The organism is Dysosmobacter welbionis, from assembly GCF_005121165.3.
GTDB lineage: Bacteria > Bacillota > Clostridia > Oscillospirales > Oscillospiraceae > Oscillibacter > Oscillibacter welbionis.
Genome location: NZ_CP034413.3, coordinates 309,660 through 334,429 on the forward strand (window position 1 = coordinate 309,660; position 24,770 = coordinate 334,429).

Annotated in this window: 25 protein-coding genes and 1 riboswitch; of the genes, 11 read left to right on the plus strand and 14 right to left on the minus strand. The window is 63.4% G+C overall.

The window, feature by feature from the left end; translation table 11 throughout:
- Positions 1-84: 84 nt before the first annotated feature.
- The 5 genes from EIO64_RS01550 to EIO64_RS01570 form a co-directional block, all read right to left on the minus strand.
- A complete protein-coding gene (locus EIO64_RS01550; RefSeq protein WP_136890727.1) occupies positions 85-933 on the minus strand; it encodes a tyrosine-type recombinase/integrase in 849 nt (282 codons plus the stop codon).
- 328 nt (positions 934-1,261) lie between these two features.
- Positions 1,262-2,104, minus strand: coding sequence for a tyrosine-type recombinase/integrase (locus EIO64_RS01555; RefSeq protein ID WP_119311133.1), 843 nt, complete (start codon positions 2,102-2,104; stop codon positions 1,262-1,264).
- Between the two features lie 175 nt (positions 2,105-2,279).
- Positions 2,280-2,585: a hypothetical protein gene (locus EIO64_RS01560; protein WP_021750110.1), complete on the minus strand. Its 306-nt coding sequence runs from the start codon at positions 2,583-2,585 to the stop codon at positions 2,280-2,282.
- A complete protein-coding gene (locus tag EIO64_RS01565) occupies positions 2,585-4,108 on the minus strand; it encodes an O-antigen ligase family protein (protein WP_021750109.1) in 1,524 nt (507 codons plus the stop codon). Before EIO64_RS01565 ends, EIO64_RS01560 begins: the two co-directional genes overlap by 1 nt.
- Before the next feature lie 19 nt (positions 4,109-4,127).
- Complete coding sequence (locus EIO64_RS01570) at positions 4,128-5,144, minus strand: glycosyltransferase family 2 protein (RefSeq protein WP_021750108.1); 1,017 nt, start codon at positions 5,142-5,144, stop codon at positions 4,128-4,130.
- Positions 5,145-5,317: 173 nt separating this feature from the next.
- Here EIO64_RS01570 and EIO64_RS01575 point away from each other — a divergent pair, with 173 nt between their 5' ends.
- The gene (locus EIO64_RS01575; protein WP_021750107.1) at positions 5,318-5,743 is read left to right on the plus strand and encodes a DUF2383 domain-containing protein; all 426 of its coding nucleotides are present in this window, start codon (positions 5,318-5,320) and stop codon (positions 5,741-5,743) included.
- A gap of 53 nt (positions 5,744-5,796) precedes the next feature.
- On the opposite strand, the gene EIO64_RS01580 is transcribed toward EIO64_RS01575, so the two are convergent.
- Positions 5,797-6,351 (minus strand): hypothetical protein, encoded by a 555-nt coding sequence (locus EIO64_RS01580; protein ID WP_119311134.1) that lies wholly within the window; start codon positions 6,349-6,351, stop codon positions 5,797-5,799.
- A gap of 171 nt (positions 6,352-6,522) precedes the next feature.
- Between EIO64_RS01580 and EIO64_RS01585 the strand changes: the two genes are divergently transcribed.
- Complete coding sequence (locus EIO64_RS01585; protein WP_025544113.1) at positions 6,523-6,969, plus strand: GNAT family N-acetyltransferase; 447 nt, start codon at positions 6,523-6,525, stop codon at positions 6,967-6,969.
- A gap of 75 nt (positions 6,970-7,044) precedes the next feature.
- Here EIO64_RS01585 and metK read toward each other — a convergent pair whose 3' ends face one another.
- On the minus strand, positions 7,045-8,232 hold the full coding sequence (metK, locus tag EIO64_RS01590) for a methionine adenosyltransferase (protein WP_021750104.1): 1,188 nt from the start codon (positions 8,230-8,232) through the stop codon (positions 7,045-7,047).
- 92 nt (positions 8,233-8,324) lie between these two features.
- A riboswitch (SAM riboswitch) is annotated at positions 8,325-8,419 on the minus strand.
- 199 nt (positions 8,420-8,618) lie between these two features.
- Between metK and EIO64_RS01595 the strand changes: the two genes are divergently transcribed.
- The 4 genes from EIO64_RS01595 to EIO64_RS01610 all read left to right on the plus strand — a co-directional run bounded on the left by EIO64_RS01595 (position 8,619) and on the right by EIO64_RS01610 (position 15,629).
- Entirely contained in the window at positions 8,619-9,485 is an 867-nt protein-coding gene (locus EIO64_RS01595; protein WP_025544114.1) for a rhomboid family intramembrane serine protease, read from the plus strand.
- Between the two features lie 133 nt (positions 9,486-9,618).
- Positions 9,619-12,201, plus strand: a complete 2,583-nt coding sequence (locus EIO64_RS01600) for a hypothetical protein (RefSeq protein ID WP_249390766.1) — start codon at positions 9,619-9,621, stop codon at positions 12,199-12,201.
- A complete protein-coding gene (locus EIO64_RS01605) occupies positions 12,201-14,435 on the plus strand; it encodes a nicotinate-nicotinamide nucleotide adenylyltransferase (protein ID WP_249390767.1) in 2,235 nt (744 codons plus the stop codon). Before EIO64_RS01600 ends, EIO64_RS01605 begins: the two co-directional genes overlap by 1 nt.
- A gap of 39 nt (positions 14,436-14,474) precedes the next feature.
- Positions 14,475-15,629 carry a Rossmann-fold NAD(P)-binding domain-containing protein gene (locus EIO64_RS01610; RefSeq protein WP_249390768.1) on the plus strand — a complete coding sequence of 385 codons (1,155 nt, stop codon included), beginning with the start codon at positions 14,475-14,477 and terminating at the stop codon, positions 15,627-15,629.
- Here the strand turns inward: EIO64_RS01610 and EIO64_RS01615 are convergent.
- A complete protein-coding gene (locus EIO64_RS01615) occupies positions 15,626-15,838 on the minus strand; it encodes a hypothetical protein (RefSeq protein ID WP_207754076.1) in 213 nt (70 codons plus the stop codon). The genes EIO64_RS01610 and EIO64_RS01615 overlap by 4 nt on opposite strands.
- Here EIO64_RS01615 and EIO64_RS01620 point away from each other — a divergent pair.
- On the plus strand, positions 15,828-16,886 hold the full coding sequence (locus EIO64_RS01620) for an NAD(P)H-dependent oxidoreductase (RefSeq protein ID WP_136890728.1): 1,059 nt from the start codon (positions 15,828-15,830) through the stop codon (positions 16,884-16,886). The genes EIO64_RS01615 and EIO64_RS01620 overlap by 11 nt on opposite strands.
- A gap of 31 nt (positions 16,887-16,917) precedes the next feature.
- On the opposite strand, the gene EIO64_RS01625 is transcribed toward EIO64_RS01620, so the two are convergent.
- The 6 genes from EIO64_RS01625 to EIO64_RS01650 form a co-directional block, all read right to left on the minus strand.
- Positions 16,918-17,574 carry a hypothetical protein gene (locus tag EIO64_RS01625; protein ID WP_021750098.1) on the minus strand — a complete coding sequence of 219 codons (657 nt, stop codon included), beginning with the start codon at positions 17,572-17,574 and terminating at the stop codon, positions 16,918-16,920.
- Positions 17,571-18,305, minus strand: a complete 735-nt coding sequence (locus tag EIO64_RS01630) for a permease prefix domain 1-containing protein (protein WP_021750097.1) — start codon at positions 18,303-18,305, stop codon at positions 17,571-17,573. Before EIO64_RS01630 ends, EIO64_RS01625 begins: the two co-directional genes overlap by 4 nt.
- 1 nt (position 18,306) lies before the next feature.
- Positions 18,307-18,648: a PadR family transcriptional regulator gene (locus EIO64_RS01635; RefSeq protein WP_136890729.1), complete on the minus strand. Its 342-nt coding sequence runs from the start codon at positions 18,646-18,648 to the stop codon at positions 18,307-18,309.
- A gap of 115 nt (positions 18,649-18,763) precedes the next feature.
- A complete protein-coding gene (locus tag EIO64_RS01640; RefSeq protein ID WP_119311140.1) occupies positions 18,764-19,684 on the minus strand; it encodes a DUF3298 and DUF4163 domain-containing protein in 921 nt (306 codons plus the stop codon).
- Between the two features lie 17 nt (positions 19,685-19,701).
- Positions 19,702-20,925, minus strand: coding sequence for a tRNA(Met) cytidine acetate ligase (locus tag EIO64_RS01645; protein WP_136890730.1), 1,224 nt, complete (start codon positions 20,923-20,925; stop codon positions 19,702-19,704).
- Entirely contained in the window at positions 20,907-21,296 is a 390-nt protein-coding gene (locus tag EIO64_RS01650) for a hypothetical protein (protein WP_025543759.1), read from the minus strand. The genes EIO64_RS01645 and EIO64_RS01650 overlap by 19 nt, the downstream gene beginning before the upstream one ends.
- On the opposite strand from EIO64_RS01650, the gene EIO64_RS01655 reads away from it, so the two are divergent.
- The 4 genes from EIO64_RS01655 to mtnN all read left to right on the plus strand — a co-directional run bounded on the left by EIO64_RS01655 (position 21,289) and on the right by mtnN (position 24,768).
- Entirely contained in the window at positions 21,289-22,497 is a 1,209-nt protein-coding gene (locus EIO64_RS01655) for an acetate/propionate family kinase (RefSeq protein ID WP_025543760.1), read from the plus strand. The two genes, EIO64_RS01650 and EIO64_RS01655, sit on opposite strands and share 8 nt — an antisense overlap.
- Positions 22,498-22,716: 219 nt before the next feature.
- Positions 22,717-23,640, plus strand: coding sequence for a carbon-nitrogen hydrolase family protein (locus EIO64_RS01660; RefSeq protein ID WP_119311143.1), 924 nt, complete (start codon positions 22,717-22,719; stop codon positions 23,638-23,640).
- A gap of 28 nt (positions 23,641-23,668) precedes the next feature.
- Complete coding sequence (locus tag EIO64_RS01665; protein ID WP_025543761.1) at positions 23,669-24,085, plus strand: zinc ribbon domain-containing protein; 417 nt, start codon at positions 23,669-23,671, stop codon at positions 24,083-24,085.
- Complete coding sequence (gene mtnN, locus EIO64_RS01670; protein WP_119311144.1) at positions 24,082-24,768, plus strand: 5'-methylthioadenosine/S-adenosylhomocysteine nucleosidase; 687 nt, start codon at positions 24,082-24,084, stop codon at positions 24,766-24,768. Before EIO64_RS01665 ends, mtnN begins: the two co-directional genes overlap by 4 nt.
- Positions 24,769-24,770 lie beyond the last annotated feature (2 nt).

Here is a 24,770-nt window from a genome sequence, read left to right on the forward strand (position 1 = left end):
CCCTCACCTCATTGAAAAATTGTTCACACACATATCCAGTGCGTCCCTATCGTCCACGCCCCTGCTGCGTCGGCTGGGCAGGACTCAGCTGCCCTGCTCCCAGCCCACAGTCAGCTGCTCCTCTTCCAGCATCCGCTCGTGGGCCTGCTCGGCCAGTATCTGTACACTGTCCCGAATGCGTTCCTGCGTGACCTGATACAGCCTGCGCAGACAGCGGGGGTTGCTCTTGTCCCCATCCACCCGGGCATCCCTGCACAGAGTCCGGATCTCTCCGCTCACCTGGGTCCTCCGCATGGGGCGGCCGCTTCGGGTGACGAATACCGGCCCCGCAGTGATCCCCACCCGCCGGAGATAGACTGCCAACTCCTTCTGCAGACAGGCAGGAATCAGGACGTACTGCGCTCTGCCGTCACAGGCGGTCAGAACACGTCCCTCCTCCACCGCCCGGACCATCACCCGGTTCAGCTCACTTACGCGGATCCCTGTCAGGGCAAAGACCTTCACCATCAGATACGTACGCTCCCGGCCCAGATTCCGGGCTGTGGCCAGCAGGCGCAGATACTCAGTCCGGCTCAACTCCGGCTGGATCTCCTCTTCGGTGTCCAGCTGGCCGATCAGCTGCAGATCCCGCCGCCCCAGATAGGCCAGCAGCCCATTGGCGGCGGACACATGGGTGTTGGCTGTACCGGGCGAGTAGCCTTCCCGCAGCAAGGCGGCGCGCCAGAGCTCCAGTGTGTCTGCAGCCACCCGCTTGTCCTCCGGAAGAAAGTGGTAAAACGCCTCCAGCTTGGGGCGGTAGACCTGGATCGTCTCCCGCCGGCGGCCCCGGGCCGCCAAGCTGTCCAGATACCGGCAGACTTCTTCCCAGGTAACTGTCAGCTCCGCCGGCGCCGCGGTCCTGTCCTGTAGTGCCGTTTCCATCGCCTCACGCATTGGGCATTCTCTCCTCTCCAAAGCCGCTTTCACTGTCTGAATGCTTTCCAAATATCTCCTCCGTATCCATCTCTTTCCGATTTACAACAGAACAATGATTCTGTTGTAAACCTGTCATCAGCTGGAAATACGGTGCCAGAGCACGAAGAGTCGGTTTTGGCCGAAACGGCACCTTTCCCTTTTGGGCCGCAAAATTGGAATCCTCAAAAAATCCAAACCGCAAAAAAAGGACGTTGCTTTTGTAGTTTTTTTGTTTTATACTAACTATATTCCAATGTATGTAGTGGAGAGAGCTTTGTCGATTTACAACAGAATCATTGTTTTGTTGTTAAACGATCAGCCGCATTTTTTCCAGAATCTGTTCATGGGCCCTGGCGCTCACTGCCACATAAATCCGGGTTGTCTCAATGGAGGAATGGCCCAGAAGGTCCGCCAGATGCGCCAGATCCTTCTCCTGTTCATAAAAGCACTTGGCGAACAGGTGCCGCAGATTGTGCGGGAATACCTTTTCCGGCATCACGCCGGCCTCCCGGCAGAGGGTTTTCATTTCATGCCAGATGTTGCTGCGGTCCAGGGGCCGCCCGGTGCGGGTGCGGAACAGGGGCCCCTCCTGGATATCCTGCGCCCTGGCATACCGCCGCAGGCGTTCCGCCAGTTCCTGCGGCAGCAGGACGGTCCGGCACTTTCCCTTCAGCCGGATCTCCGTCCGGCCAGCACGCAGGGCCTCCGCCGTGATGAAGCGCAGTTCGCTCACCCGGATACCGGTGGCGCAGATCGTCAGCATCACGTGGTACAGCCGCTGGTTCTTGCGCCCCTTGGCAATAGAGAGCAGCCGGCGGTACTCCGACTCCGTCAGGTCCCGCTGCTCCTCCCGAAACGCCCGCCGCTGAACCTTCAGCAACTTCACCTCGCAGTGCTCCGCTCCACAGAACCGCAGATACGCGTTCACAGCAGAGAGCTTGTTGTTGACCGTCAGAGCCCTGTACTGCTGCTGCAGGCGCTCCCGGTATGCCAGAACACCCGCCTTGGTCACCGGGGCGCCGCACAGAGCCAGTCGCAGCTGTTCCGCCTCCTGCACGTATTTTTCCACTGTGGCACGGGCTTTCTCGTTTTCCACCAGAAATTCCCGGAACGCGGAGATAGACTGTCCTGTGAGCGTGATTTCTTCCATCTTGACTCCTCCCAAATCCGCCCGCACAGACGCGGGTATTTTTTGTAAGCATACCCAAAATGGCGTCGGATATGTTCCGCCTATGGAGATGCTTTCCAAAAAAGTTCCGAATTGCGCAAAAAGGCAGCCCGCGGAGAATCCCTCCGCGGGCTGCCTTACAGTATGCTGTTGTTTTTTATCGGCCTCCCCAGACCCGGTAGAGCTCGCTTCCCCGTTCCCGCAGGCGCTCGTTCAGCCAGGAGCGCAGGGATGCCATGCCCTCCTCTGTCCAGGGGAAGGTCTCCGTCTCAATGTGCTGGGCCTTTTCAAAGCAGATGTTCTCATAGACCCAGGCCTGGACGGTGCCATCGTTCACCTTTCCCGTCCGCTGGAAGCGGTAGCGGAAGGTGCCGAGGGAGCCGGGAAAAATCTCCGACTTCTTCAGAAAGTTCAGGGTCAAAAATGCGAATGGATCTTCCATCGGGCAGTTTCTCTCCTCCATCAGGCCGCCTCCGTCTCCCGGCGGCAGACCTTGATCCCCGCGATGGTCAGCGCGAACACGAACCAGAAAATGCACATCACCCGGGGATAGTTCCACAGGTAATCCGCCAGACCGCACACCATGGCGCCGCACAGAGCCGCCGCTCCGGCACAGGTGATGGTGCGGGCGGCAGAGGGGGCGCAGTGCCGGACCGTGCGGGCCGCCTTTTTGATGTTCCACAGCATGGAGCCCACAAAGCCCAGAAACCCCAGCAGTCCCGCCTCGATCCATACCTGCAGGTAGAAGTTGTGGGCGTGAACGAAGGGCGCTTCTGCGTGGTAGAGGTTGAAGTCGCTGATGTAGTCCTGCACGGCGGCGGTGCCCAGACCCGCGCCGGAGACGGGAGACGTCCGGATGACCTCCAGTGCCGCCTGATACAAGGGGATGCGGCTGGCAGTGGAGGTATCCGCCGGATTGAAGATCGTCAGGACCCGGTGCCAGATGGTGTCCGGCAGGAAAGGGACCATCACCACGCACAGCACCGCGAAGGCGGGGATCAGCTTGGGCTTCCACAAAAACACCAGCACCACCATGGCACAGGCCATGCCAACCCAGCTGGCCCGGGAGTAGGTCATGCCCAGAGCCAGCACACCCACGGCAAACACGCCGCAGGCCGTCACGCGGGAGATGCCCCGCTTGGAGCAGAGGATCAGCGCCAGTACCAGGGGCAGCAGGAGGATCAGCACCTCTGCAAAGGTGTTGGGGTTGTCGAAATAGGACTCCACCCGGCCGGGCATACCGGCGTTGACCTCCAGGTCCACATAGGACTCGTTGACCTCCACGCCCTGGATCCGTTGGTACACACCGTACAGCGAGGACACCAGCACACAGACCCCACCGCCGGCGGCCAGCCGCTTCAAATCCTCTGTGCCCCGGACAGCGCTGACCGTCACCAGCACGCACAGCGCTGCGGAGATATGGTAGAGCAGGAAGCGGAAGGAGGCGGAGGGCTCATAGGAGAACAGCACCGCCAGGAACATGGCTCCGAACAGCACCACCGGATAGAACCCGATGTGCTTCACGTCCAGCCGGAAGTCCCGCCGGGACATGGCCCCGGCATAGAACAGCACCAGCAGGGCGGCAAAGCCCAGCATACTATATGCGTTGTTCCAATGCGAGAAGGGAATCACCCACAATAGCATGATGAGCCAGGATTGGGCGACGGCGGTCTCATGTCCCATCTCAAAGGCCAGACGGGAGAAAACGCTGTCATCAAACGTAGCCCGCAGGGCAAGGTACAGCTTGTGGAGCAGCCAGGCAGGCAGGTTGATGAGGCCCGTCAGCAGCCGGCAGAGGATGCTCTCCTCCCAGGCCCGGGCCGCAACGCCCTCCCGGCACAAGACCCGGAGAACACGGCTCTCGTCGATCTGGCGGTTGCACCAGGCGCCCATGCGCACCAGGCAGCGGTGGACGGCGCTGTCATAGTAGACGGTGCACAGCACCGCCCATAGGTGATACAGATAGCTTTCGCGGAGAATGCTCATGCAGGGAAACCTCGTTTCTTCAGATGCGGTTTTTGATCCGGTACAGCTGGGAGAGCAGCCAGAAGCGGCCCCCCCGCACCAGCTTTGCTGCCAACTGCTTGTTGCGGCTCATGCCGGCGGGCGACAGCGTCCGGATGGCGTGGGCCATATCCGGCCGCGCACACAGGGCCTGGATGGTCTCCTGCCGCTGCCGGAGGGTCTTGGGATTGCCCGGGGCGTACTCGTTGCCGATGGCGATCAACAGCCCGGCCCAGTTGGAGTTCTCCCGCCACTGGGGGCGGCCGGGCGTCAGGCCGTACCGGGCGGCCAAGTCCTCCTTCCGCTCCATGAAGCGGCCGAAGACCTGCTGGAAGTCCTTCATATACTTGTGGGTGGCGGAGGCCGGATTCTGGAGATAGCGGTACAGGGGCGTCTCCGTCACCGCCAGGCGCCGGGCGTTGCAGAAATACTCCATCAGGAACAGCTCGTCTTCCAGATAGGCGCCCTCATAGCGGAGATGGAGTCTGTCAAAAATCTCTGCGGAGAACAGATAGCGCCAGATGAATCCATTGAACACCGGCTGGGCCAGCCGGTCCCCCAGCAGGGGATTGACGATTTTCTCCCGGATAGCGTCGGCGTCGTAGATCCCGGCGGGCAGCACCGGCTCCGGCGTCTCGCTGCCATCAGGCCACAGGTTCAGGTGCGCACAGGCGGCGGTATCCGCCCCGGCCCGCTCCCGCAGGTTCCACAGCGTCTCCAGGCACTGGGGCTCGTACTGATCGTCGGAGTCCAGAAAGGCGATATAGGTCCCCCGGACATGGTCAAGGCCCACATTCCGGGTCTCGCTGACGCCGCTGTTGCGCTCCTTGTGGAACACCCGGATGCGGTCATCCTCCCGGGCCAGCTCATCGCAGAGAGCCGGGGAGCCGTCGGTGCAGCCGTCATCCACCAGCAGCAGCTCCCAGTCGGAAAAGGTCTGCCGCCGTACGCTCTCCACGCAGTCTCTGAGAAATTTCTCCGCCTGATAGACAGGCACAATGACGGAAATGCTGGGCATAGACAGCCTCCTTGCGCCCTCCGGCGCCTCTCTTCAGTCTGCGGCGCGGAAACTCCGGCGCCCTCCCCCCAGAATCTGGGGCTCTTACACGGAGCTATTGTACCCGATTTCCCCGGGAAGGTCAACGTCTTTTCCCGGAAAAGCCGGGCATACTAGGAGCGAGGTGATCCAATATGAACGATATCGAGCTGCTCCAATACGTCCATGAGACGGCGGAGATGGGCATTGAGGGGCTGAACAGCCTGGACGGGCAGGTCCGGGATGACAGCCTGCGGCGGGTTCTGAGCCAGCAGGGCGCCGAGTACCGCCAGATCGCGGATCAGGCGGAGCGCCTGCTCCGGTCTCTGGGAGAGGAGCCCAGGGACCCAGGCCTTCTGGCCAAGGTGTCCGCAGAGGTCATGTCCACTTTCAAAACGCTGGCAGACCCCTCTGCATCCAACATCGCGGAGATGGTCATTCAGGGAAACACCATGGGGGCCACCAAAAGTACCCGGCATCTGGGGGACTACGCCGGTGGAAACCGCGAGATCCGAAATCTCGCGGAGCGGCTGCTGCACACCGAGGAAGCCAACGCCGCCCAGATGAAGCAGTTCCTGTAACACACCCGGCGCAAAGCAGAGGAGGAGCCTCCTACGGGAGGCTCCTCCTCTGTTCAAAGGACCGGCAGCAGATCTTCCCCATTCAGAAAACGCTCCTCCGCCTCCTGGATAGGGATCTGCCGCTGATTCAGTCTGCGCACCAGCTGCTCTACCTCTGCCTGTTCCCTTCCCGGCAGCAGGACCACCAGATGTCGCTCCGGTTCCCAGGATTCGCCGCTGAATCCGAATCGCCGGGGGTGCCGGGTCTCCAGAACCTGATAGCGCACCTGCGGCCGCACCGCCTTGCGCCGGCGCCAGATCGACAAGGCCAGCACCCGGACCAGATCCTTCGGCGTGGGCTTTTCCCGCAGCACGCGTTGAAAGAGCTTCTGCAGCTCCGCCCGGTCTCCGCAGTCCCAGATGTCCTCCGCCGCCCGGGAGAGGGCCTTTGCCAGGGTGTCCTTTTCCTTTTCACTGTATCTCTGCGCCTCCGGATACAGCGTCTCCATGGAGAAGGTGCCCGGCATACGGGGGATGGCAGCCTTGACCAGGCAGCACAGGTCGTAATAGCAGTCCCGGCTCAGTTTCCCACTGATTTTTTCCACTGTCCGCAGGATATCTTCATCCATCCGAAACCGTCTCCTCTCCTCTTCAATTCATACATAGCATATCAAAAATCGCAGGTTTTTGAAATAGATTCGACACATTCGGACTCTTTTAGACAAATTACGGCACCCCGGACTTGACAATCCGGAGGAAATGTGCTCTTCTACCCGTATCAGAGACAGGGAGGCGCAGGCATGGATATTCGCAGAATCGAGTCGGGCAAGCGGGACTTTCTCCCCCTCCTGCTGCTGGGAGACGAACAGGAGGACATGATCGACCGCTATCTGGACCGCGGAACGCTGTTGGCGCTGTACGACGGCGGACTTCGCGCCGTGTGCGTGGTGACCAAGGAGGCGCCGGGCGTGTTCGAGATCAAAAATCTGGCCGTGGAGCCGGCCTTTCAGCGCCAGGGCTACGGCCGGGCCATGGTTCGGCATGTGGCCGGCGCCTGCCGGACCGCCGGAGGGACACGCCTCCTGGTGGGCACCGGGGACAGTGCCCTCACCCTCCCCTTCTACCGGGCCTGCGGGTTCCGGGAAAGCCACCGGGTCCCCAATTTCTTCCTTCAATTTTACGACCACCCCATATACGAAGGGGGGCGGCTTTTGTCGGACATGGTATATTTGTCCATGGAGCTTTGAGCGGAAAAGGCGGCGCTGCTGAAAATCAGCGGCGCCGCCTGTATCATACCGTTTGATTCAGTTTTGAAAAAGGCTTCACGCCTCTGCGGCGGCCTTCAGAGCCTCCGTGCGGTCAGTTTTCTCCCAGGTCACGCCCAGGTCCTCCCGGCCCATGTGGCCGTAGGCCGCCAGCTTGCGGTAGATGGGCTTGCGCAGGTCCAGGTCCCGGATGATGGCCGTGGGCCGCAGGTCAAACACCTTGCGGACGGCAGTCTCCAGCCTGTCGTCTCCCACCGTACCGGTGCCGAAAGTGTCCACCAGCACACTCACCGGCTGGGCCACGCCGATGGCGTAGGCCAACTGCACCTGGCAGCGGCGGGCAAGGCCCGCGGCCACGATGTTCTTGGCCACGTACCGGGCGGCGTAGGCCGCGGAGCGGTCCACCTTAGTGGGATCCTTGCCGGAAAAGCAGCCGCCGCCGTGGGGGGCGCTGCCGCCGTAGGTATCCACGATGATCTTCCGGCCGGTGAGGCCGGAATCCGCCGCCGGGCCGCCCTTGACGAAACGGCCGGTGGGGTTCACGTAATACTTTGTGTTCTCGTCCAGCATGTCCGCGGGGATCACGGCCTTGGCCACCTGCTCGATCATGTCCTTCCGGATCTGCTCCAGGGAGACGTCGGGGTCGTGCTGGGTGGAGATGACCACCGTATCCACCCGGACAGGGCGGTTGTGCTCGTCATACTCCACGGTGACCTGGCTCTTGCCGTCGGGCCGCATATAGGGCACCTGGCCGCTCTTGCGGACCTCCGCCATGCGCTTGCACAGCTTCTGTGCCAGGGACAGGGGCAGGGGCATCAGTTCCGGCGTCTCGTCGCAGGCGTAGCCGAACATCATGCCCTGGTCACCGGCGCCGTTGCTCAGCTCGCTGTCGGTGCCCTCCTTGTTCTCCAAGGATTTGTCCACGCCCATGGCGATGTCGGCGGACTGCTCGTCGATGGAGGTAACCACGGCACAGGTGTCGCAGTCAAAGCCGTACTTGCCCCGGTCATAGCCAATGTCCCGGACCACCTCCCGGGCGATGTGGGCGATGTCCACATAGCAGCTGGTGGTGATCTCGCCCATCACGTGGATCAATCCGGTGCAGGCCGTGGTCTCGCAGGCCACGCGGCCGTTGGGGTCCTGCTCCAGAATGGCGTCCAGGACGGCGTCGGAGATCTGGTCGCAGACCTTGTCGGGGTGGCCCTCCGTTACGGACTCGGAGGTGAAGAGATAGTGTCTTGCCATAGTACAGGTTCCTTTCTGAGCACTGACCTCATCAAGGGGCGAAAAAAATGTGCGTTTCGACGGCGAAACGCACAAACGGATTGGTTGCTTGCTCCTCATCTGTCGATCACCGCCGGATTTGGCACCTTGTCATAAGCAGGTTGCCGTGGGTTCATCGGGCCGTTCCCTCCGCCACTCTTGATAAGGGTAATAAAATTGTCCCTATTATCTTATCAGGTTTTTCCCGTTTGTCAATACGGTTTTTCCGGTTTTGCGGAGAAATCCGTCGCCCCGTCGGAAAACTGCGCAGATGTTCCGCCTGTTCAAAAATTATACATGACTTTTTTCCTCTGATCGGGTATAATGGATATCGCTTGTATATTTGAAATGTTCTGGAGGGCTTCACCGTGAGAAAACTCTGCGACAGCGTGGACCGCTTTTGCCTGCAGCATCCCCGCTTCGGCATTCCGAACCTGATGAAGTTTCTGGTGGGGATCATGGCCGTGGTATTTGTGCTGGACCTGTTCTCCAATGGCTATGCCAGCTATATGCTGTACTTCAACGCAGAGCTCGTTCTGCAGGGAGAGCTGTGGCGGCTGGTCACCTGGATGTTCCTGCCCACCAACGGCTCTCTGTTCTGGATCTTCATCAGCCTGTCCTTCTACTACTTCATCGGCACCTCCATTGAGGAGTACTGGGGCACCGCCAAGTTCACCCTGTTCTATCTGGCCTGCGCCGTGCTGATGGTGGTATTCGGCATGATCAGCATACTGTGGTCCCCGCTTCCCGTTGTCAGCAGCGGCAATCTCAACCAGATCCTGTTCCTGGCCTTTGCTACCCTGTACCCTGACGCGCTGATCCGCGTCTATCTGATCCTGCCAGTCAAGGCCAAGTGGCTGGCGGCGTTGTATGTGCTGCTGACCCTGTATGACCTGCTCCGTTCCGGTATGTGGGCGGCGCTGTTCACACTGCCCCAGCTGCTGGCCGTCTGGCTGGTGTATCTGGTGTTCTTCTGGGACAGGATCGGGGACCTTCTGCGGGAGTTCGGCTTTGCCGTCCGCCATCAGAACTCCCACCAGACCATCCAGTTCAAGTCCGCAGTGAAGCAGCAGCGGAAGAAGGCCCAGCAGCAGGGCTACCGCCACAAGTGCGAGGTCTGCGGCCGCACAGATACGGACTTTCCGGACCTGCAGTTCCGCTATTGCTCCAAGTGCGCGGGCTACCACTGCTTCTGTGAGGACCACATCTTCAACCACACACATTTTACGCAGTGAGCGTTTCCGCGGTCTCCGCCCATCGGGGCGGGGACCGCTTTTTTGACACGGCCCCTGAGATTTCTCTTCCTTCCGGCCCACAAATGCGGTATACTGAAAAAAACGACACCAGAGGAAAAGGGAGACGATACCCATGGAACGACAACTGGGAAAGCCCCTGCATATTCAGGCGGCGGAGGCCTTTGAATCGCCCGCGTTTCTTCAGAAGCTGGGAATGGCCCGCGCCGACGCGGAGCGTATCTTCGGCGGCGCCGACTGGCACCAGCTGCTCCGGGATCTAGTGCCCATCCGGGGCCGGATCTCCTGCGCCGACGCCCTGGCGGCCTTCCGCCCCCTGCTGGACCAGGTGGCGCCGGATCCCGCTGAGGGATGGCTGTCCTACGCCTACCAGGTGGCCCGGGCGCTGCTGTATCCGGCGTCGGACCCCGGACATACCTCCGCCCAGTGGGATGGAGCGCTGTGCTTTCTGCAGCTGCTCCAGGTCCTGTTTGACGCGGAGCGGACCTGCCTGCCCTTTGACTTCTGGCTGGACTTTGAATTCTGCACGGAGGAGGAACTCTCCCACAGCGGTGTGGCGGAGGAGTACCGCCGCTTCTGCTACCGGTTCCGGGAGGAATACATCTATGAGATGCTCCGCCTGAGCCGGGAGGTCACATCCTTCCGCACCCTGGAGCACATCGCCGGCGTCCACTATGTGTCCATGCGGGTGGCCCGGGCCTTCTGCGCCTCCGGCGGACTCATCGACCTGGGGCTGATCTCCGGAGCCGCCCTGGGCCACGACCTGGGCAAATTCGGCTGCAAGCCCGGGGAACGGGTGCCCTACCTGCACTATTACTACACCGACCAGTGGTTCACCCGCCGGGGACTAACGGCCCTGGGCCACATCGCGGCCAACCACTCCGTCTGGGATTTGGAGATCGAGAACCTGTCCTCGGAGTCCCTGACGCTGGTGTACGCGGACTTCCGGGTGAAGCAGACCTATGGGGAAGACCGCCGGGAGATCCCCTGCCTCTACTCCCTGCAGGAGGCCTTTGACGTCATCCTCAGCAAGCTGGACAATGTGGACGATGCCAAGCGCCTGCGCTACCGCTATGTCTACGCCAAGCTGCGGGACTTTGAGGACTATCTCATCTCCTTTGGGGTGGACACCACCCTCCGCACCGCCGGCGGCCCCGCCCGCCCGGCCAAAAATGCTGCCCTGCTGAACACGGACGAGGTGGTGACCGCTCTGCGGCGTACCGCCGTGGACCACAATATCCGCCTGATGCACCGGCTGGGCCATGAGCAGCTCTTCGGCAACACTCTGGAGGCCGCCCGGGGCGAAAAGAACCCCGCCCGGCTCCAGGCATACGTCTCCATTTTTGAGGAGTATTTCACCTACTGGAACGCCTCTCAGAAGCAGCAGACCCTGGACTTTCTGTATGAGCTGCTGCTGATCCCGGACGGAGACATCCGCCGCCGGGCCGCCGCCCTCATCGGACGCATCCTGGCCGCCTTCCGCCTGGGCTATCAGAAGGAGCCCCCGGCCGACGCCCCGCCGGACCCGGAGGAAGACCTGCCCTTCCAGCTGTGGGCGGAGTACCTGGAAAAGCTCATCGACCCGGACCGGCGGCTGACGCCCCGGCAGATCAGCATGATCCGCTATCAGGCCAAGACTGCGGCGGACGCGCTGCTGATGAACTGCTCCGACGCCGACGCCCCCCGCTTTGCCGGGGAGCTGTTCCGCCACTACCGCCGCCCGGAACTGGTGGACGCCGATGCGGCCTTTGCCCTGCTGGACACGGTGCTGAGCCTGCCGCTGGACCGGGTATCCGCCGAGGATCTGCACGTGCTGACCGGCTTTTCCGTCTGGTGGCTGGAACGGGGCGGCCTGCCCCAGAAGGCCGCCGCCCTGCGGCTGTTCCACCACCTGCTGACGGCCCTGGACCCCAATGGCCGGGACGCCGCGGCCATCACTGCCGCCGTGGAGGCAGCGGATTGCCAGGGAAGCACGCCGCTGCTGTTTCTCCAGGCCCGCCTGGGAGAGCGGCTGGGCCTGGATGTCTCCATCCAGCGGTCCCTGTTGGACCGGCAGGACGTTGTGAGCAATGTGTTTCTGGACAACCTGAAGACTGCGACCCACTGGGTTCTGAAGGCCGTGGGCGTGGAGTACCTGCTGGGTCAGGTGGAACAGGGAGACCGCGCCAACGTGCTCCACATCGCCACCCACTTCTCCAACCTGATGAAGGTCAGTGAGAATATCGTGGTCCGCCGGCTGGCGGGCGCTTCCCTGCTGGCCATTGCTCCGGCCCTGACGCCGGACCGCCGGAACGAGGTGGCCGTGGAGCTTTCCAAGGTGCTGGAGACCGGGCAGACGGAGATCTCCCAGTACATCCCCCAGTACCTGGGCCAGTTTGCCCTGTGGCTGACGCCCAGGGAACTGGACGAGATCGTGGATCAGATGCAGATCCTCCTCTCCTCCGCCAACACCGTGGTGGTGGCCGCCGCCCTGGCCACTGTGGGCGCCATGCTGGAGCATTATGCCATATACGCCCAGCGGTTCCACGAGTCCCGGGAGGTACTGGAACGCCGCTGGCGGCGGCTGGCAGGCCTGCTGTTGAAGGGCCTGGCCTCTTATCGTCAGAGCGTGCGGCAGGAGGCGCTGCAGATCCTGGGCGAGCGGCTCTTCGCCTCACAGACCCTCTCCTACGAGGGAAGGCTGCCCTCTTCACCCTGATGGCCAAGAAGATCCTCTTCCTGCTGGGAGAGCAGCCGGAACAGGAGCTGAGCTTCTTCTACACCGCCGCCGCCCTCTCCCACATCTACCGCTTCATCGTCTCCTATCAGATTGAAAGCGGAGACTTCCCATTCTACATGCCGGGAAGGGCCGCCTTCTTTCCCGGCACCTTCGACCCCTTCTCCCTGAGCCATAAGGGCATCGTCCAGGAGATCCGGGACCTGGGGATGGAGGTGTATCTGGCCATCGACGAGTTCTCCTGGTCCAAGAAGGCGCAGCCCTCCCTGGTGCGGAGGCAGATCGTCAGCATGTCCGTGGCGGACGAGTTCGACGTGTACCTCTTCCCCCACGACATCCCAGTGAACCTGGCCACGCCGGAGGACCTGGACCGGCTGCGGGAGGTCTTTTCCGGCCGGGAGCTGTACCTGGCGGTGGGCTCGGACGTGGTAGCCAACGCCTCCTCCTACAAGGCGGCACCGGTGCCGGGGTCCGTCCACTCCATGAACCACATCGTCTTCCGCCGCTCCAGCGACGCGGAGGGACGGGAGATCGACGCAGATCTGGGCTGCATCTCCGGCCGCATCATCCAGCTGCAGCTGCCCACCCATCTGGAAGACATCAGCTCCACCCGCATCCGGGAGAACATCGACCTGGGACGGGACATCTCCACCCTCATTGACCCGGTGGTACAGGACTTCATCTACCGCAACAGCCTCTATCTCCGGGAGCCCCAGTACAAGCGGATCCTCCGGGCGGGGGATCTGGAGTTCTCCCACATCTCCCAGCCGGACCGGCACCTGTGGGAGGAGTTGACGGAGGTACCGCTTCAGGGGCGGGAGCAGCCGCCGGAGATCGACCCCAGGGACGGCCTCTGCATCCTGCGGGACGCGGGATCCCGCCCCCGGGTGCTGGGTTTTCTGACCCTGCGGACCGTGAACTCCGGCGGGCTGTATGAGGCCCTGGGGGACACGGAGCTGGCGGACTATGTCCGCAAGCACACGGCGGGGCGGGTTCAGCTGCTCACCGGACTTTACACCGCCCGCGGCTCCAGCGGCAGCTATGATGTGGGCCAGCTGCTGATGACAGAGGCCCTCTCCCGCTCCCTGGGAGCGGACTGCAGCTATGCCGTGTGGCACGCCACTGCGTCGGAGGAGACGCTGGACCTGCTGGAGAGGCAAGGCTTTGTCCCGGCGGAGCTGCCCAGCGCAAAGCCCCTGCTGCTGGTGGATATGCGCTCTCCCTCCGTACTGCTGCAGAACATCCCCACCACGCTGAAGGAGCCTTTCTCCTCCGACCGTACCGTGCTGGCGGCGGTCCGCGCCGCCCACTGCCGGATGCAGCGGGCTCTCACCGGCCTGTATCCGGGTTCTCTGATCCTGTCCCTGAACGCGGAGGTCATTTACCACCGTCTGGTGCGGAAGATCGTGGACCTGAACGGCGTCCCGGCGGAGCCCACAGTGCCCCGGGTACTGGGTCCCAAGATGTGCGTACCCTTCGGCAAGATCCTGCGGGGCAATGCCATCCCCAACACCGTCACCAAGACCATCCACACCGACAAGGTCTTTGCCAGGGACCTCACCTCCTTCGACATCGAGAATTTCCCCGGCTACGCGCCGCTGGAGAGCCAGATCCGCACCATCCACTCCTTCCGCCGGCCGGTGATCCTGGTGGACGACCTGCTCCACTCCGGCAACCGGATCCGGGCGCTGGATCCCCTCTTCCGGCAGGAGGGTGTGGTCATCGACCGGGTGCTGGTGGGCCTGCTGTCCGGCCGCGGACGGGATCTGATGGCCGCCAAGGGCCGCAGTGTGGACAGCGTCTATTTCATTCCGAATATGCGTTCTTGGTTTGTGGAGTCCACCATGTACCCCTTCATCGGCGGCGACACTGTGGGGCATGAGGAGCCCTCCGTCCCCGGCCTGACCCCAGCGGTGAACCTGATCCTGCCCTACGCCTTCCCCCGCTTCTACCGGGAGTGCGGACGGGAGGCGGTGTTCCGTTTCTCCTGTGCCTGCCTGGAGAACGCCCGGGACATCCTGCTGGCCCTGGAGACCACCTTCCGGGAGCGGTACGCCCGCAACCTCACCCTCTCCCGCCTCAGTGAGGCGGTGATCCTGCCCCTCTCCCCGGACAAGGGCAGCTGTATGCACTATGACCCCAGTCTTCCTGCCTCCGTATTTCTGCAGAACGACCTGGAGATGCTGTTGCGGATGCGGAACGTCCTCCAATCCTGACCGCGGGCCTGGCGCGCCATCCAGGCGAAAGGAGCCCTTATGTATTACTACCGCCACGGGGAGGTCATCTTCGCCTCTCTGCTGCCGGACCTCCCCCTGGAGCCGGCGAAGCGTCCCTCCGCAGGGACGCCCAGCCTCTTCCTCATCGACCGGGACCCGATTCGCAGCCGGTCCTCCTTCTGCGTCTCAGACCCCCGGCAGCTCACTGCGGAGACGGAGGATGTGACCTGGCTAGACCCCTCCCGGATGGGCGTTCCGGTCCCCTCCCTGCCCAAACGCCTCCAGCACACCATCGACGCCCGGCTGCTGCGGGCGGTTAACATCCGCCACCCCCGCTGGGCTGACTTTACCAAGGCGTCCGCCATGCATCTGCCAAGCCGCCTGCGGGTGAATCTGCTGGCGGTAGGAGATGTGGGCAGCACCCTTTTGACGGCGCTGAAGCTCCTGGGAGGCGACTGTATTGAGAGCATCGGTATCTGCGACCTGAATCAGAAGACTGTGGCCCGCTGGGTCACGGAGATGGAGCAGGTATCCTGGCCCTGGGACTACGACGCTCTTCCGGCAGTGGAGCCGGTAGCGGCCGGGGACTTGTTCCGCTGTGATGTGTTCCTCTTCGCCGCCACTCGCGGCGTTCCTCCGGTGGGAGGCGGTGTCCGGGACGTGCGGATGGCCCAGTTCGGCGCCAACCGGCCGCTGGTGGAGGACTACGCCCGGCAGGCCCGGCAGGCGGGATTCCGGGGACTCTTTATTGTACTGTCCGACCCGGTGGATCCCCTGTGCAAGGCGGCGTATCTGGCCTCCAACCAGGGTCCCGACGGCCAGTGGGACGGGCAGGGGCTTCGGGCGGAACAGATCCAGGGCTTCGGACTGGGGGTCATGAACGCCCGTGCGGCCTATTTTGCCAAGCAGGATCCCCGGTTCCGCAGCTTCCTGCTGGATGGCCGCAGCTATGGCCCTCATGGTCAGGGGCTGGTGATCGCCAACTCCCTCTCCCATTATGATGACGGCCTCTCCCGGGAGCTGACGGAGCTGGTGGCCACCGCCAATCTGCGGATCCGGGAGCTGGGCTTCAAGCCCTATGTGGCCCCTGCCATTTCCTCCGGCGCCATGCAGCTGCTGCTGACGCTCCGCCGGAGCTGGCATTGCAGCTCGGTGGCTCTGGGGGGATCTGGTTCGGCGTCCGCAACCGTTTAACCGCCGCCGGTCTGGAAATCGAGACTGCCTCTTTGCCCACACCGCTGTTCGAGCGGCTGCGGGAAACCCAGACGCTTCTGCGGGAGATCATTTAGCGGGCGGCTGCCGCTGCGTTTCATCATACCGGCCGCTGCACGCCGCTTTGCCCCGCGCACCGGGCGGGTGCTCGGCCGGAATGCAGCCGGATGCAGGAAGGAGATGATCGGCATATCTGAAGAACTGACGGTGATCCGCCCCGGCGGGGCGCTCTCCCCCCGGTGCGCCGGAGTGCTGGAGGCGGCCCTGGTGGGGCGGCAGGCAGAGGTGCTATCCCGCCTGGAGGGTCCGCTGACGGGACGGCGGCTCCTGTTTGTCGTCTCCCTGGATGAGGGCGGCGTGAACCGCGGGTTCTATGACCTGCTGGCCCATCTCCGCACCCATCCAAACTGCCTGGACCGCTGCGTGGGGAGCGTGCTGGTGGACGCCCCCGGCGATCTGTACACCAAGGCAGCGGGCCGGGACCTGGTGCTGGCCGCCAACCTTGCGGGCTGCGCCTTTGTGGGTCGCCCTCTGGTGGAAGGCACTGGCGATCTGCGGAACTTCACGGTCCAGGCCCGAAACGCTGGCTGTTCTTTGGAAGCGGCCTACCATCTGGCGACGGCGGATCTGGTGGAGCGGGTGCTGGCCTTCTCCCGCCCCCGGCTGGAGCGGCCGAAGCTGCTGGCCCTCCACGCCTCCAGCCGGGCCACCTCCAACACCCTGGCCCTGTGGGGGCTGGTGCGGACCCGGCTGGAGGAACGCTGTGACATCACGGAGATCTGCCTGCGGAACGGCACGCTGGAGGACTGTGCCGGCTGCCCCTACACCACCTGCCTCCACTTCGGAGAACAGGGCGGGTGCTTCTACGGCGGCGTCATGGTCCAGGAGGTCTACCCCGCCATCCGGGAGGCGGACGCGCTGGTGCTGCTGTGCCCCAATTACAACGACGCTCTGTCCGCCAACCTGACGGCAGCCATCAACCGGCTGACGGCCCTGTACCGCACCACCTCCTTTGCGGACAAGGCGGTGTTCGCCATCGTGGTGTCCGGCTACTCCGGCGGTGACATCGTGGCCTGTCAGGCGGCGGGAGCCATGAACATGAACAAGGGCTTCTGGCTGCCGGCGAACTTCTGCCTGCTGGAGACCGCCAACGACAAGGGCGAGGCCCTGGCCCTGCCGGGGATTCAGGACCGGGCGGATCGGTTCGCGGAGAATATGTTATGTCAGCTTGCATACTAGAAGAAGGCACGCCTTTCGGCGTGCCTTCTTCTCAGCCGTAGCCGCTGTATGTACAACATTCGATGTCGAACTCCGCCGCAATTCTTCCTTCCGCGTCATAGGCAATCATGACCGGATAGCAAACCGCTTCCGGCGACTGTTCCAATGGCAGGGGCTCCATAATCCAGAAAAATGTCCGGTCCCGTCCGGTGACAAAGTCCTCCTGCTCCACGGTCAAGCGGCGAAGCTCACTGCGTACCGCTTTTCCCTGGTCGTACTCCTCCTGCTGAATGCTGATCACCACTGTCTCGATTGCGGGGTCATTGATCTGTCCAAAATAGCAGCCCAGTACCTTGTCATCATGGCTGATCTGATGATAGCCCGCATATATGGGTTCCTCGCCGGTGCAGTCCACCGTAGCTCCGAACATCGTCTCCCAGCCCAGCGGACTGAGATGGGTATCTCCCAGCATCACAGCGCGCTCGTTTTCCATCAGGTAGAAAAGATGTGTTTTATAGAGCGACGGCTCCCACTTCCGCTCAACGACCCAGGCCCTGCCGATCCCCTCATGTTCCGCCTCCCGCCGGACAGCCTGAATCGGGAGCAGGGCGATACCAAAAATATGATCCACAAGCAGCAAACTCACCAGTGCCAGCAGCACCCGCCACAGGGCCTGCCGTTTCCGGGAGGGCAGCTTTTTCCGTCTCATAATCCCTCCTGTTCCGGCAGGGGCAGTTCCAGACGGATCTGCTCGTCAAATGCCTCAAAGCGCAGTACGACGTATGTATCCTCCGGGGAGAGGCGCACATAGCAGGAGCCATATTCTACCCTCCAGTTTCCCCGTCCGCTTCCCTTCGGAGGGTCTCTCCTTCCTCCCGGCGTTTCCAGCCAGGTTTGCTCCATCAGCCGTCTGGACACAATGCCGCCGGGAATTCGATCATACGCACACAGCTGAACTTCCGCCTCCCACACACCTGGGGTATCATCCGCCTGCCCTATGCTGATCCGGTAAACCCGCAGGATGTCGTTTCCAACTGGAATGCGGATATCCAACCGCTCCGTTGCTGCCACAGCGGTATATGCAGACGGTTCATTCGGATAAATACGGGCGGAGATGCTATCAATAACCATCCCCAATATTCCCAGGGCCAGCAGAGCCTGAGCGCACAGCACCACTGTCAGCACCACCGCCGCCCGGCTCACCAGCACCCAGCCCCAGCCGGTGTATTGCCTGTTCAGCTCCCGTCCCACCTCATCTGGCTCTCCCATGGCGGCGATGGCCCGCTCTTCTGCCAGCTCCTCGTCATACCCCAGCTCCCGCAGGGCCTCCATGTGGTCCTCGATGTGGCCGTCCAGCTCCGACCGAATGGCCTCCCGCTCCTTCTCCGTCACACGGCGCAGGGACGAAAGCACCCGGTCCGTATAATCCCGCCTGTCCATATCATGCCGGGTCCAGCCCCGGACAGGCCTGGAGCACCGCATTCACCGCGCCGGAGTAGGTCTGCCAGGCGGCAGCCTCCTCCCGCAGCACCGCCGCCCCCCGGCGGGTAAGGCGGTAGTATTTCCGCATCCGGCCGGTGGGGGCCTCCTGCTGATACGCCTCCACCGCCCCGTCCCGCTCCAGGCCGTGGAGCACCGGGTACAGCGTCCCCTCCTTCATCTCAAAGGTGTGGTCGGATCTGCGGGCCAGCTCCACGATCATCTGGTAACCGTACATATCCTCCCCCGCCAGCAGGGACAGCACCAGCAGCTGGGCGTGGTCCATGGTCTGCTTTTTTGCCATCGGGCACCTCCTGTCCAGGCAACATACCTAGAATTACTATGCCTTTAGTATACATAGTAATTCTAGGTATGTCAATTACAAAAAACGCGCGCCTGCCCGGCGCGCGCTTTTTTCCTCAATTCTTCCCGATCCCCAGCAGATCCCGGCCATGGCTGTTCAAATGCGGCGCCAGCTGCTCGTAGGACAGCCGGAACTCCTGCGGCCCCATGGCGTAACAGGCAATCTCATAGGGGGAGAAGGCCACTGTCATCCCCTCCTCATTGAAGGAGACCGCGTAGCTGCTCCAGTTTGCGGCAATGTCCTGATAGTCCTCCCAGTAGCCGGCCTCCACGGCGGCTTCCGGCGTCATGTCGATCTGGCGGATGATCTCGTCCCGGACCGCGTCCAGAAATATCTGCCCGTCCGCTGCCAGAATCTCAGGCGCGAAGAACTGGCCCGTCATCAGGTCGAAGTTCCAGGCCAGCAGTACCGTGTTGGGGTGGGCCCCGCCGGTATAGCTGTAATACTCCGCCTGGATGCACACCATCTGCTCCGTCTGATAGACAGAACAGTCCAGCTCCAGCGTGTAGGGTGTCCAATTCCCACCGGACTCCGTCCGAAAGGCCAGCTCCTCCTCTGCCCAAGCCGTCACCTCGTCAAAGCCATCCGCCCCGGCCCAGTCGCGGAACCGGCTGTTGAAGGCCTCCGCCCTCTCCAGGGCCGCCGTCTCCGCCGGGGAGGCCGCCTCCGTCAGCACAGTGCCGTCCGGCAGGGTCACGGTCATCTCCGGAAGCTCATAGGAGCGCACAGCCAAAGTCGTGCCGTCCGCCGCCGCGGCGCTGTCCTCCAGCGTCTTCAGAACCACCGTGTAGGTCAAGGGCTCGGATGCAGCCTGAGTGAAGGTGGCCGCGCCCGTCATCGTGCCGCTGTCCGGCTGCTTCTGTTCCGGGACGGCAATCTCCTGCGATGCAGCCGTGGGCTCCTCCGTCTCCGGAACGGGGGCTGCGCAGGCTGTCAGCATACACAGCAGCAAAAGCAGGGCGATCATCCGTTTCATAGGGGTTGCTCCTTTCCTCAGCAGGGCGCAGGCCCTCCTAAGATCACGGGACCTTCCCTCCACTCCGTGCCGCCGGCGGCGGAGAGGCGGGGATACGCCAGGGTATACAGGTCCGTGGCGCGGACCTCCAGTTCAAACAGGCGCCGGGCCTCCGGGCCCAACCGCCGGACCTGCGCCGGCCTGGTCAACACCGGCACGGCTGCCGCCTCCCGCATCCGGGAGAGCAGTCGGCAACCGGTCCCATTGGCCGCCAGCACCCGCAGATAGGGCACCCGCTCCGGCATATCGCCGGGCGTCAGTCCCAGGTAGGCCCACAGCACCATCCGCCGCAGGCGGGCCATGGCGTAACGCTTCGTCTTGGCTGCGGCCAGCAGTTCGGGCAGCGAGGCGGCAGCGCGGGAGGCGTCGTACAGTCGATTCCAAATGCCCTCCCGCCCCTGGTCCAGGGCGGCAAAGTCCGCCGCCGTCATGGACCGCAGCCGGGCCAGAATGGCCCGGTGACTGTTCTCCCAGAACACCGGGGCCCGGCCGGCGGCCTCTTCCAGCTCATAAGCGCGGGCCATGGCCGGAGGCAGCAGGGACAGGGCCTCCTCCCGTTTCCCCTGCCGCAGCAGCGCCCGGAGGCCGGAGGCCGAGGGGTGGGTGTCCGGCGCCAGGGCGCCGTCGTGGGCGCTGCCCTCCCTCCGGATGGTCACCGGCCGGAGGGGGGCGTTCTGCCCCAGCAGGGCCTTGCAGTACTCGATGCCCAAAATGTTGTTGGGAGACTCCAGCAGGGCGGCGTCCTCCTCCGGCAGCAGGCCGGTCAGCGCCCGCTGCCGGGCAGCGGCAAAGCTCACCGCTCCAGGCAGCACCTCTCGGAGCCGGTCTCGGAAGGACGGCGCCAGCAGCGCGGCGGCCACCCGCTCCAGGGCGGAGACATCGCCGCACTCACTGCCGAACAGCAGGTGCTCCACAACCCCGGTGGCCGCCAGCGCCTGGACGCCTCCGGCGGCAAATCCTTCCGCCGAGGACACCGCCCAGGGCAGGGGCAGCTCCAGCACCAGGTCCGCGCCGCTCTCCACGGCAGCCCTGGCCCGGGCGTGTTTGCGCAGCAGGGCGAAGTCCCCCCGCTGCACGAAGTTCCCGCTCATCACGCAGACCATGGCCGTGTCCGGTCCCAGCGCCGCCCGGCCTGCCTCCAGAAGCCGCAGGTGCCCGCTGTGGAGCGGATTGTATTCTACGATTATACCTGCGGCCCCCATGGATTTCTCCCCTTCCAAATGACAAAAAAGTTACAGTCCGGTGTCAGTCTCGTCAATTTTTTATCAATACCGCCCGCATGGGGCTTTTTTTCGATCATACCATACTTTCCGGAAAACGTCCAGCCGGACCGATTCCGGGCTGCTCTGCGGCGAGCAGACGCCGCTGCGCCGGAACTTCCCCGGCAAAAAAGCGCCGGTTCGTTCAAAATTCCGGTTGTAACCGGGGAAATCTCTGGTATAATGAGAAGTGCGCCGGGACCCGCCCCGCCGGGGTACGGGTTCCCTTTCAGCCAGGCATCTGCCTGCAATTCATACGATGTGGGGATGTCCACGGGCATTTCCAAAAAAGAGGAGACGGTAAACATGAACATTCTGGTTATCAACGCTGGCAGCTCTTCCTTGAAGTATCAGCTGCTGAATCCCGAGACCGGCGCCCTGCTGGCCAAGGGCCTGTGCGAACGGATCGGCATCGACGGCAAGTTCACCTACAAGCCCCAGGTGGAGGGCAAGCAGGTGCTGGACGCCGTCGATGTGGCCATGCCCACCCACTCCGAGGCCATCCAGGCCGTGCTGAACGCTCTGGTGGACAAGGACAACGGCGTCATCGGCTCCATGCAGGAGATCGATGCGGTGGGCCACCGGGTGGTCCATGGCGGCGAGGCCTTTGCCGGCTCTGTGCTCATCACCGATGAGGTCATGAAGGCCCTGGAGGAGTGCATCCCCCTGGCCCCCCTCCACAACCCCGCCAACATCACCGGCATCAACGCCTGCACCGCCGTCATGGGCAAGGACGTGCCCCAGGTGGCCGTGTTCGACACCGCCTTCCACCAGACGATGCCCGCCAAGGCCTATATGTACGCCCTGCCCTATGAATACTATGAGAAGGACAAGGTTCGCCGCTACGGCTTCCACGGCACCTCCCACAAGTATGTCTCCGGCCGGGCTGCCGCCATGCTGGGCAAGAAGCCCGAGGAGCTGAAGCTGATCTCCTGCCACCTGGGCAACGGCTCCTCCATCGCCGCTGTGGACGGCGGCAAGAGCGTGGACACCTCCATGGGCTTCACTCCCCTGGCCGGCCTGCCCATGGGCACCCGCTCCGGCGACCTGGACGCCGGCATCCTGCAGTACCTGATGAACAAGTACGGCATGAACATCGACGAGATGCTGAACATCCTCAACAAGAAGTCCGGCGTAGAGGGTCTGTCCGGCGTCAGCTCCGACTTCCGTGACCTGGAGAAGGCAGCTGAAGAGGGCAACGCACGGGCCCAGCTGGCGGAGGAGAAGTTCGCCTACGAGGTGAAGAAGTACGTGGGCGCTTACGCCGCCGCCATGGGCGGGGTGGACGCCATTATCTTCACCGCCGGCGTGGGCGAGAACGACAAGGGCATCCGCGCCATGGTGTGCGACGGCCTGGAGTATATGGGCGTGAAGCTGGATCCCGCCGCCAACGACGTCCGCGGCAAGGAGACCGTCATCTCCGCCGCCGACTCCAAGGTGAAGGTCCTGCTGATCCCCACCAATGAAGAGCTGATGATCGCCACCGACACGGCCGCCATCGTCAAGGGCAACTAAATTCCGCATCTCCGCATATTCAGAGAGGGCAGGCCGCAGGCCTGCCCTCTGTTCTTTTGCAAACATCCCGTTTCGGAAGCAGGGATCCTGGGAAAGCGCGAGGGGAGCAGCGTCCGCCCCGAATGGGCGCAAATGCCCCGCAAAGCCTTGCCCCCGGCACAGCGGTATGCTATACTCAAAACACACCCAGCGGAAATCTTCGAAACGAGGTGATCATGTATGCGGGATCTGCGGGAGTCCTGCCGGATCGCGGTGGTCCAGGCCGCCCCAGTGATGTTTGACAAAGCCGCCTGCACCGTGAAGGCGGTGGAGCTGATCCGGGCCGCGGCTGCGGAGCGGGCGGAGCTGATCGTGTTCCCGGAGCTGTTCATCCCCGGCTATCCCTACGGCATGACTTTCGGCTTCACCGTGGGCAGCCGGACCGCCCCGGGCCGGAAGGACTGGGGGCTGTACTACGACAACTCCATCCTGGTGCCTGGGCCGGAGACAGAGATCCTGGGCCGGGCCGCCCGGGAGGCTCGGGCCTACGTGAGTATCGGCGTGTCCGAGCGGGACGCCGTCAACGCCACGCTGTACAATACCAACCTGATCTTTTCCCCGGCGGGCGAACTGCTCACCGTCCACCGGAAGCTGAAGCCCACCGGCGCGGAGCGGGTGGTGTGGGGTGACGCGGACCGGCATTACTTCCCGGTGGCGCAGACGCCCTGGGGTCCCATGGCCAGCCTGATCTGCTGGGAGAGCTATATGCCCCTGGCCCGGGTCGCCCTGTACGAGAAGGGGATCACCCTGTACCTCTCTCCCAACACCAACGACAACGAGGAGTGGCAGGCCACCATCCGTCACATTGCCATCGAGGGGCACTGCTTTTTCGTCAACTGCGACATGGTCTTCACTCGGGACATGTACCCCGCCGGGCTCCACTGCCCGGAGGAGATCGGCCGCCTGCCGGATATCGTCTGCCGGGGCGGCAGCTGCGTGGTGGATCCCTACGGCCACTATGTGACCCAGCCCGTCTGGGACCGGGAGGCCATCATCTGTGCGGATCTGGACCTGACCCAGGTGCCCCGGAGCCGGATGGAATTCGACGGCTGCGGCCACTACGCCCGGCCGGACGTGCTGAAGCTGACCGTGGACGACCGGTGACAGAAATGCCGAAGGAGGAAGCCCCGCTGTGAAACACATCAAGCCCGGCCGGGGGCCGTCAGCCATGGGAGCCCTCGGCTCCGTCATCGCTGTGGTCTTCGGCATCTTCTGGACCGTATCCGCCGCCTCCATGGGGGCGCCCATCTCCTTCTCCATCTTCGGCGTGCTGTTCGTTATCGTGGGCATCGTCCAGGCCGTCTACAATTTCAAGAACGCCGCGGGCAAAAAACGGTACTCCGCCTTCGACATCGTGGACGGCGAGGAGGAGCCGGACCCGCTGAATCAGCGCTTCGGCGGCCAGCCCCCGGAGGCCGTGGACACGTCCGGACCGGAGGGGCCCCTGCGCTACTGCCCCTACTGCGGCGCCAAGCTGGGGGATTCCTATACATTCTGCGGCCACTGCGGCAAGCGGCTGCCTGACGTCCAAGAGGAGGATCATCCATGAAAATCGCCCTGCAATTCGCCATGCCGTCGGAGCTCCATGCCCTGCCGGGCGCCCGGGAGCTGGCGCCGCTGGAGACCGTCTCCGGCGTTCCCATATTTGAGATTGCCCCGGACATTCTGGCCTGTGCCGGCGGCGTCAGCAAGGTGAACGCTGCCATGGCCGCGGAGCTGCTGTGCCTGCGGTACGGCGTGGATCTGATTCTCAACGCCGGCGTGGCCGGGTGCTTCACGGATCTGCCCACCGGCACGCTGGTGGTAGCGTCGGAATTCGTCCAGCACGATGTGGACACCACCGCTGTGGGGGACCCCATCGGCCTGGTCTCCACGGTGAATCAGGTGGCCTTCCCCACCTGGCAGCCGGAGCGCTGTGCGGAGCTGCTTGCTTCCCTGGGCTATCCCGCCGTCACCGGCCGGGTATCCACCGGGGATTGGTTTGCTGTGAAGGGGCAGCGGGCGGAGTGGATCCGGGGTACCTTCTCCCCCTTGCTGACGGAGATGGAGGGCGGTGCCATCGCCCAGGTATGCCTGCGGAACGGTGTCCGGTTCGTATCGGTGAAGTCCGTCTCAGACCACCTGTTCTCCGACAGCCAGGCGGAGGAGTACTTCGACTTCGGCCAGGCCCTGGAGGCCCTGGGCCGGGCGGTGCTGCCCCTGGCCAAGGCACTTCAAAAAGCTGGCAGATAGAA